Annotated in this window: 8 protein-coding genes; 5 read left to right on the top strand and 3 right to left on the bottom strand. The window is 71.4% G+C overall.

The window, feature by feature from the left end; translation table 11 throughout:
* Positions 1 to 299: 299 nt before the first annotated feature.
* Both ACFFQA_RS16375 and ACFFQA_RS16370 read left to right on the top strand, forming a co-directional pair.
* Positions 300 to 1,475 (top strand): nucleotide disphospho-sugar-binding domain-containing protein, encoded by a 1,176-nt coding sequence (locus ACFFQA_RS16375; protein ID WP_377852818.1) that lies wholly within the window; start codon positions 300 to 302, stop codon positions 1,473 to 1,475.
* Positions 1,476 to 1,767: 292 nt separating this feature from the next.
* Positions 1,768 to 2,499 (top strand): serine hydrolase, encoded by a 732-nt coding sequence (locus tag ACFFQA_RS16370; protein ID WP_377852817.1) that lies wholly within the window; start codon positions 1,768 to 1,770, stop codon positions 2,497 to 2,499.
* On the opposite strand, the gene ACFFQA_RS16365 is transcribed toward ACFFQA_RS16370, so the two are convergent.
* Together ACFFQA_RS16365 and ACFFQA_RS16360 are read right to left on the bottom strand one after the other, a co-directional pair.
* Entirely contained in the window at positions 2,487 to 3,344 is an 858-nt protein-coding gene (locus tag ACFFQA_RS16365; RefSeq protein ID WP_377852816.1) for a pentapeptide repeat-containing protein, read from the bottom strand. The genes ACFFQA_RS16370 and ACFFQA_RS16365 overlap by 13 nt on opposite strands.
* Before the next feature lie 41 nt (positions 3,345 to 3,385).
* Complete coding sequence (locus ACFFQA_RS16360) at positions 3,386 to 3,952, bottom strand: ArsR/SmtB family transcription factor (protein ID WP_377852815.1); 567 nt, start codon at positions 3,950 to 3,952, stop codon at positions 3,386 to 3,388.
* A 56-nt stretch (positions 3,953 to 4,008) separates the two neighbouring features.
* Between ACFFQA_RS16360 and secA2 the strand changes: the two genes are divergently transcribed.
* Positions 4,009 to 6,321 carry an accessory Sec system translocase SecA2 gene (gene secA2, locus ACFFQA_RS16355; RefSeq protein WP_377852814.1) on the top strand — a complete coding sequence of 771 codons (2,313 nt, stop codon included), beginning with the start codon at positions 4,009 to 4,011 and terminating at the stop codon, positions 6,319 to 6,321.
* 1 nt (position 6,322) lies between these two features.
* Here secA2 and ACFFQA_RS16350 read toward each other — a convergent pair whose 3' ends face one another.
* Positions 6,323 to 6,793, bottom strand: a complete 471-nt coding sequence (locus tag ACFFQA_RS16350; RefSeq protein WP_377852813.1) for a Rieske (2Fe-2S) protein — start codon at positions 6,791 to 6,793, stop codon at positions 6,323 to 6,325.
* Between the two features lie 140 nt (positions 6,794 to 6,933).
* On the opposite strand from ACFFQA_RS16350, the gene ACFFQA_RS16345 reads away from it, so the two are divergent.
* A complete protein-coding gene (locus ACFFQA_RS16345; RefSeq protein ID WP_377852812.1) occupies positions 6,934 to 7,197 on the top strand; it encodes a DUF4235 domain-containing protein in 264 nt (87 codons plus the stop codon).
* Between the two features lie 47 nt (positions 7,198 to 7,244).
* Positions 7,245 to 8,153 (top strand): oxidoreductase, encoded by a 909-nt coding sequence (locus ACFFQA_RS16340; protein WP_377852811.1) that lies wholly within the window; start codon positions 7,245 to 7,247, stop codon positions 8,151 to 8,153.
* Positions 8,154 to 8,516 lie beyond the last annotated feature (363 nt).

Below are 8,516 nucleotides of genomic sequence, written 5' to 3'. Positions count from 1 at the left end.
GGCGGAGGGGGAGAGGGAGGGGGCGAGCGGAGAGGGGGCGAAGGGGGAGGGGCGGACGAGCGGAGGCGAGAGGGTTCGTGGGGCGGGCTCGGGCGGACGAGCGGAGGCGACAGGGGGCGGAGGGGAGAGGGGCGAAGGGGGAGGGGCGGAGTGGGAGGGGGCGAAGGGTGAAGGGCGGTGGGCTTGGGCGGGGCACGCGCCGGTGCGGTTTGCTCACCGGTGGGACGGCTTAACGGACGAGCGCTGGGCTCCGGTTGTCGGGCGGCGGACTGGGTGAATGATCACTACGCTCGGGCCTCGTGGCCGACTTCCTCTTCGTCCCCTACTCCTCGCACGGTCACATCAACCCGCTGCTGCCCGTGGCACGGGAGCTGGTCGCGCGCGGCGACCGGGTCAGCGTGATCGTCGCGCCGAACTTCGCGCCCGCGGTGGCCGAGACCGGGGCGCGCGTGCTGCGGCTGCCGACGAGTTCCCACGTTGTCGTCCCGGAGCGGTTCGACCCGGTGGACTCCTGCCGGCGGCTGTTCAAGGCCTTCGATGACCGCAGGGCGATCTTCGCCGTCCTGCGCGGCGAGCTGAGACACCGGCGGCCCGACCTCGTCGTCTTCGACCCGATGATCCCCCGGGTGTTCCGGATCGCCCACGACCGAGGGGTACCGACCGTCCTGTTCAGCACGACCTACGCGCAGAACGAGCACGTGATCGCCTCGACCGTCGGGCGGAACCTCGGTGCCCCCGTCGGTGACCTCCTGCGCCGCCCCTGGGCGCGGCGGCTGCACCCCTGGGCGGTCGAGGCGGCGAGGGACCACGAGCTGGTGCTGGTCAACGCGCTGCCGGAGCTCCAGCCCGCCGTGCGCACCTTCGGCGAGCGCTTCCGTTTCCTCGGGCCGCTCACCAGCTCGAAGACCGACCACTGCGGTGACCTGCCGTGGCGCGAGATCGAGCGCAGGCGGGTCCTGCTCGTCTCGCCCGGCACGGTGTTCGCCCGAGGGCCGAAGTTCTTCGGCCCGGTGGTCGAGGCGTTCCGCGACTCCGACCGGCTGGTGGTCCTCGCGACCGGCCCCACCGACCCGGAATCCCTGGGGTCGTTGCCCTCCAACGTGATCGCCCGCCGCAGAGTGCCGCAGGCCGCTCTGCTGGAGCACAGCGACCTGTTCCTCACACATGCGGGGATGAACTCCACATTGGAGGCGCTGGGCGCCGGGGTACCGATGATCCTGGTGCCCCGCGTGCTCGACCAGCGGGTGAACGCGCGCCGCGTCGCCGAGCTCGGCGCGGGCATCCAGCTCGACGCGAAGTGGCTGCATCCCGTCCTGCTGCGCCATGTGGCGCACCGGCTCACCACCGACCCGTCCGTGCGCGGCGCGGTGGAGCGGCTGAAAGCCCGGATCGCCGGTCAGGACCGCCCGGCCGCGGCGGCCACGGCGTTGCAGGAGGCCGCGAACGGATCGTGCCGCGCCGAGGTGATCAGCTGAGGCGATCATCGGTATGGTCGTGGCGATGGACGAGTCAGCGCGCAACGAGCTGAACGGCGTCGTGCACCGCGAGGATGCCGCGCCACCAGGTCCGAGTACCGCGACCGCACCACGTCGCGCGAGTGGCAGGGGACGCCGGGCGATGAAGATCGCTGTCGCCCTCTCCGCGTCGGTTCTGCTGGCCGCGTGCACCGCTGTCGGGGAGCCGACGCCTGTCGCCCATATGCCTGCGCCGACAACTGTTCTCCCGTCAGTCCCCCCGGCAACCGTGGCACCACCACCGTCGGGACCGGTGTTCGACGCGGAGTTCCAGCAGCGCATCGCGAGCACGCAGAAGTACGTGGAGGGTCGTCCCGGCGTCACCGGAATCGTGGTGCGCGACCGCGTGACCGGGGCGATGTGGCGCAACCCGGCGGCGGCCACGCACGCATGGGCGTGCTCGACACCGAAGCTGGCGATGGCCGTGGACCTGTTGCTGCGCGAGGATTCCGGCCAGATCCGGCTCAGCGGTCACGACCGGCAGCTCATGCACGGGATGCTGCACTCCAGCGACGACGAGGCCGCGCACGCGCTGTGGAACCGCTTCGGTGGGGAAGCCGCCTACGAGAAGGGTTTCCGCGCGCACGGCTTGGCCGACATGCGGTTCACCGCCGAGCACCAGCACCACTGGGGATGGATCCAGACCACCCCGGACGACCTGGACCGGCTGATCGGCTTCGTGCTGGACAAGATGCCCGCCAAGCACCGCGAGTACCTCGTCGGCGAGCTGCGCTCGGTGGCGCCCAACCAGCAGTGGGGCGTGTGGGCTGCTGGTCCGAAAGCCCTGCCGGGCAACAAGAACGGCTGGTCCGACGACAACGACGACCGCTCGTGGATTGTGAACTCGGTGGGCTTCGCCGGACCGGGGGAGCGGTTCACGATCGCGATCATGAGCAATACCAAGGTGATCGACAAGGGCTTCGAGGCGGGAGTGGAGACGGCATCGGGGATCAGCGCGGCGCTGTTCGAGGGCTACTTCCGCTGAGCCGGTCGGCGGCTCGTTCCGGTTGACGGCGTCCGCCAGTGGGCGGGGCGGGTCAGGGTCGCGGGCAGCGTCGTGGCCGCGTCGCCGCGGGCCGCGTTCACCTGGGTCTGCGTCAGGAACAGGCACTCCGCCAGGTCGGCGCCCCGGACATCCGCGTCCCGGAGGTCCGCGCCGATCACGTCCGCCGCTCGCAGGTCCGCGCCCCGGAGATCGGCACCGATGAGGTACGCGCCGCGCAGGTTCGCCCCTCGCAGATCCGCGCCGCGCAGCCCCGCTCCGATCAGGTCCGCGCCGCGGCGGTCCTTCTTCTTGCCGCCGTGGCCCGCTCGCACGAGTTCGCTCGCGCGCAGCAGCAGGACGTTGACCTCGTGGCGGTGTCCAGCGATGTCCAGCGCCGCCAGCTCCTCTGGGCTGCCGAAGGTCAGCTTCTCCGTCTCCGCCAGCAGGGTGCGAAGCGCTGGGTGGATCGGACGGGTGACGGGAAGGGCCAGCGCTTCCGAGAGGTACCAGAGCAGCTCGTGCAGCTGCCGCATGATCGGGAAGACCTCGAACATCCGCCTCGCGTTCTCCTTGGAGCCACGCCAGTCCTGACCGTCGAATGTGGACTGGGAGACCTTCTGGCCCGCGCCGAAGCAGTCGTAGACCGTGCAGCCCTGGAAGCCCTCGGCGCGCAGGCGGTTGTGGATGCCGCAGCGGAAGTCCTGCCGGAGGTTGGCGCACGGGGTGCCGATCTGCTTGTCCACCGCGAAGTCCGACGAGGCGGAGAACGCCAACGCCACGCAGCACAGGCCGAAGCAGTTGCCGCAGTCGGACAGCAGGGAGAGGTGGAGACGGTCGGACGGCACCCCGACGAGTCTACGGTCACCGCCCGCGGCCCCAGCGGGAGTTATTCCTCCGCGCTCGCGCCGGGGCCGGGCATCGACATCGCCGACAGCGCGATCATCAGCGGCACCACTCGCACCTCGGGCACCGTGTACTGCCCCCGGCCGCTCGACTGGAGCCAGCCGGAGGCGGTGAGCTGGCGCAGGTGGTGGTAGATCTGCCCCGAGGTGCCCATGTCCTCGTGCTCCTGGAGCTGCGCCACGGTCCGCTCGCCGCGCATCACCTCCTGGAGCAGCCGGAGCCGCACCGGGTGCGCCAGCGCGCTGAAGGCGTTGCTGAACTCCGCCCAGTCCTGGCGCAGCAGCGCGTGGGTGAACGCGCCCTGCTGCCACTCGTGGTACTCGCCGTCCGGCAGCGTCACCACGCCGGTGAACAGCACGCCGCCCGCGGGTGCCATCGCGGGTTGCTCCGCGAGGCGTTCGCGCAGGCCACGCAGGGCCCAGAACGCCTCGGCCTCCAGGCCGCCGTCCACGTCGTCGCTCGGGCGGGGGAGCTCCTCCAGCTTGGCAAGACGTGCTTCGACCTCGGCGAGGCGGGCCTCCAGGTGGAGGTAGCGCGCGTCGTCATCCACAACCCGAAAGTACGCAACTACGTGTTTTTCGACAAACCGTAGATATGCTGGGCGCCATGCGGGCATGGATACGCCGGTTCCTGCAACGACCGGGAACCCTGGACCTCGCGCCCTACCGCCGGCTGCTCGGGCCGATCGGGGAGCGCGAGGACGCGGTGCGCGAGCTGGACGACGCCGGACTCTCCGCCGCCGCGGGGAAGCTGCGGCGCGACGACGGCCGCGAGCTCGACCGCGCCGAGGTCATCGAGCTGTGCGCGCTGGGTCGCGAGGCCGCCCGCAGGCAGCTGGGCGAGCGCCCCTTCGACGTGCAGCTGCTCGGGGTGCAGGCGCTGCTCTCCGGCCGGGTCGCCGAGATGGCCACCGGTGAGGGCAAGACGCTCACCGCCGCCATCGCCGCGGCCGGGTACGCGCTGCGCGGGCGCCGGGTGCACGTGCTGACGGTCAACGACTACCTCGCCCGCCGCGACGCGGAGTGGATGGAGCCGATCTACACCCAGCTCGGCGTGACCGTCGGCTGGGTCGGCCAGAGCTCCACCCAGGAGCAGCGGCGCGATGCGTACTCCCGCGACATCACCTACGTCGCGGTCAACGAGGCGGGGTTCGACTACCTGCGCGACGGCCTGTGCGGCTCCGAGGACGAGCGGGTGCAGCCGGAGCCGGGCGTCGCCATCGTCGACGAGGCCGACTCGGTCATGGTCGACGAGGCCAGGGTGCCGCTGGTGCTCGCGGGCACGGTCGAGCCGGAGGGCGCGGGTGATCCCAAGCTGGTGCGCGTCATCGGCTCGCTGCGCAAGGACCTGCACTACGAGACCGACGCCGACGACCGCAACGTCCACCTCACCGAGCTGGGCAGCCAGGTCGTGGAGAAGGCGCTCGGGATCGACCTCTACGACGCCGACAACTTCTCCCGGCTCGCCGCGGTCAACACCGCGCTGCACGCGCACGCGTTGCTGCACAAGGACATCGACTACATCGTCCGGGACGGCAAGGTCCAGCTGATCAGCGAGTCGCGCGGCCGCGTGCACCTGCGCCAGCGCTGGCCGGACGGGCTGCAGGCCGCCGTCGAGGCCAAGGAGACCGTCGCCCAGACCGAGAGCGGCGAGGTCCTGGACAGCATCACCATGCAGGGCTTCCTGCGCCGCTACCCGGTGCTCGCGGGCATGACCGGAACGGCGGTCGCGGTCGGTGAGCAGCTGCGCGAGTTCTACCAGCTGGAGATCGCCGCCATCCCGCCGAACGTGCCCTGTGTGCGCGAGGACGAGGAGGACCGGCTCTACGCCACGCTGGAGCGCAAGGAGGACGCGCTGGTCGCCGAGATCGCCGAGCAGCACGCCAAGGGCCGCCCGGTCCTGGTCGGCACGCTCGACGTCTCCGAGTCCGAGCGCCTTGCCAAGCGGCTGCTGGCGGCCGAGGTGCCGTGCGTGGTGCTCAACGCCAAGAACGACGCCGAGGAGGCCGCGATCATCGCCGAGGCCGGGTGCCACGGCGCGGTCACCGTCTCCACCCAGATGGCCGGGCGCGGCACCGACATCCGCCTCGGCGGGCGCGACGCCGCCGACCACGAGCGGGTCGCCGGGCTCGGCGGGCTCTACGTGATCGGCTCCGGCCGCTACGACAGCAGCAGGCTCGACGGTCAGCTGCGCGGGCGCGCCGGACGGCAGGGCGACCCCGGCGGCTCGGTGTTCTTCACCAGCCTCCAGGACGAGCTCGTGCAGCACTACGGCAAGGACGAGATCCCCGCCGTCGAGGACTCCTCCGAAGTCCTCACCGACTCCGGCGCCCAGCTGGCCGTCGACCACGCGCAGCGCGTCGCCGAGGGCGTCGTCATGGAGATCCACCGCAACACCTGGCGCTACCACCAGCTCATCGAGCACCAGCGCGCGCTGCTCAAGCAGTACCGCGAGCAGGTCCTGACCACCGACGTCGCGCTGGAGGAGCTGGAGAAGTCCGCCCCGGACCGGGTGGCCGAACTGCGCGAGAGCGTCTCCGAGGAGGTGCTCGCCGCGGTGGCGCGGCAGATCGAGCTGCACCACATCGACCGGCGGTGGGCGGAGCACCTGGCGTTCCTGACCGACCTGCGCGAGGGCATCCACCTGCACGCGCTGGCGCGGCAGAACCCGCTGGACGAGTTCCACCGCGCCGCCGTGCCCGCCTTCAACCGGCTCCGCTCCGAGGTGCGCGAGCGCACGGCGGAGACGCTGGAGAAGGCGGAGGTCACCGAGGACGGCATCGACCTCGGTGCCTCCGGGCTGCGCAAGCCGAGCTCCACCTGGACCTACGTCGTGCACGACAACCCGTTCGGGGACGAGGCCCAGCGAGCGATCGGCTCGGTGGTGGCCATGCTCCGCGGCAAGCGGCGGCGCCGCTGAGTCAAGCCAGCAGCACCTGGTCCTTCTCGACCTTCACCGCGACCGTCTTGAGCCCGGTCTTCGCCGGGCCACCGGTCACCGAGCCGCTCGCGGCGTCGAAGGTGCTGCCGTGCAGCGGGCACTTGATGGTGCTGCCGGTCGGCGGCTGCACCGTGGCACCCGCGTGCGGGCAGGTCGGGTCGTAGCCCTTGACCTCGGTGTCGCTGGTGCGCACCAGCAGCACCTTGCGGCCGCCGACGCCGTCGACGAGCTTGCCGCCGCCCACCGGCAGGTCGGCCAGCGCGGCAAGCGGTCCGGACGGCGTGGAGGGGTTTGCCGAGGGCGGTGGTGTGCTGGATCCGGCGCCGCTGGGCGCGGGGGAGCCGCCGGGGCTGGACTGGCCGCATGCGGCCAGCACGCACGGCAGCACGAGTCCGGCGGTGACACCACCGAAGACCTGGCGGCGGGTGGTGGTGGATGGGAAGTCCGGCACAAGGGCCTCCAACGTCGTGGTTCGGGTAACCCTGTACTACGGACGGGCGGCCCGCTCGGTTCATCGCGCATGATGTGCCGTGGCATTGGCTATCACTGTGAGTGCCAACCTCCCCGCGAGCGAAAGTGGTGCAACCGGTCATGAAGCTGCTGTTCACCCCGGCCAGGATGATCACGGGAATCCTGGGAGGCATGGCCGCGAGCGCCGCCTCCGGCCGGATCTGGAAGCTGGTGTCCGGGAACAAGGAGGCCCCCGACGCCACCGATCGCAACCACGGCTGGGGCGAGGTGATCGCCGCGGCCGCCCTGCAAGGGGCGGTGTTCGCCGTGGTCAAGGCCGCGATCGACCGCGGAAGCGCCGTCGCCTACCACCGGGCGACGGGGAAGTGGCCGGAGAAGGACTGAGCCGGCGTCCTTTCGCCGTCGCGCTGCTGGTTCGGCATGCTGTGCGTATGACCAAGACGCGCTGGACCGTCGAGCAGATCCCGGACCAGGAGGGCAGGACCTTCGTGGTGACGGGGGCGAACAGCGGTCTCGGTTTCGAGACGGCCCGCGCCCTCGCCGCGCGCGGCGCCCGGGTGGTGCTGACCGCCCGCAACGCCGAGCGCGGCCGCGCTGCGCTCGCCAAGATCCGGGTCGAGTACCCGAACTCCGACCTGGAGCTGGCCCCGCTGGACCTGGCCGACCTGGACTCGGTGCGGGCCTTCGCCGGCGAGCTGACCGGCCCGGTGGACGTCCTGGTCAACAACGCGGGCGTGATGATGCCGCCCAGATCGCTGACCAAGCAGGGCTTCGAGTCGCAGTTCGCCACCAACCACCTCGGCCACTTCGCGCTGACCGGCCTGCTGCTGGAGCGCGTGCGCGACCGCGTCGTCACGGTCACCTCCGGACTGCACAAGCGAGGAACGATCCAGTTCGACGACCTCACCGGCGAGCGCGGGTACTCGCCGGTCGACGCCTACGCGCAGTCCAAGTTCGCCAACGTGCTCTTCGCGCTCGAACTCGACCGCAGGGTGCGTGCGGCGGGGCTGCCGTTGGTCAGCACCTACGCGCATCCCGGCTACTCGGCGACCAACCTCCAGTCCAGCGGGCCGACCGGGCTGCTGAACCTTCTGATGAAGCCCGCGAACCTGCTGGTGGCGCAGAGCGCGGAACAGGGTGCGTTGCCGCAGCTCTACGCGGCGACGGCGCCGGGGGTGCGGGGTGGGGACTTCTTCGGCCCGGACGGGCTCGGTGAGATGCGGGGCTACCCCAAGCTCGTGCAGCCCGTGCACAGCGCGACCGACCCGGAGACGGCGGCGAGACTGTGGGCCGTCTCCGAGGAGCTGACCGGCGTCCGCTACGACCTGCCGGTGGTCTGACCGACCCTCGGCGCGACCTCCCCCACCCCGACCACGCCAGCCGGCGCACGGGGGCACGGGGTGGGCTAGGCGTCCAGCAAGTGGCAACACCACCCCACCCCCTTGGCGCCCTCACCACCCCGCTCGGCGCCCTCACCCACCCGCCCCTCCTTTCGCGTTTTGTCACCTTGATGCGAAATGGGAGCGCTCTTTCGCGCATCAAGGTGACAAAACGCGAAAAACCCGGCCACGCCGGCTGGCTCACGCGGATACGGGGACGCGGGGGCGGCGCGCCGGCTCGGGGATCGGGACGACTTGTAGGACAGGCCCTAGGGCCTGTCCTCAAAGCCAGATGAGCAGGGTGGCCAGGTCGATCATGCCTCG

The sequence above is a fragment of the Allokutzneria oryzae genome, from assembly GCF_042429765.1.
Classification (GTDB): Bacteria; Actinomycetota; Actinomycetes; order Mycobacteriales; family Pseudonocardiaceae; genus Allokutzneria; species Allokutzneria oryzae.
The sequence above is the reverse complement of the archived record's forward strand: the minus strand, read 5'-3'. Positions and strand labels throughout refer to the sequence as shown.

Excerpts from the sequence above, each read along its gene's own strand:
- secA2 (WP_377852814.1), top strand. The coding sequence starts at position 4,009 with ATGCGGGCATGGATACGCCGGTTCCTGCAACGACCGGGAACCCTGGAC.
- ACFFQA_RS16345 (WP_377852812.1), top strand. The coding sequence starts at position 6,934 with ATGAAGCTGCTGTTCACCCCGGCCAGGATGATCACGGGAATCCTGGGA.
- ACFFQA_RS16340 (WP_377852811.1), top strand. The coding sequence starts at position 7,245 with ATGACCAAGACGCGCTGGACCGTCGAGCAGATCCCGGACCAGGAGGGC.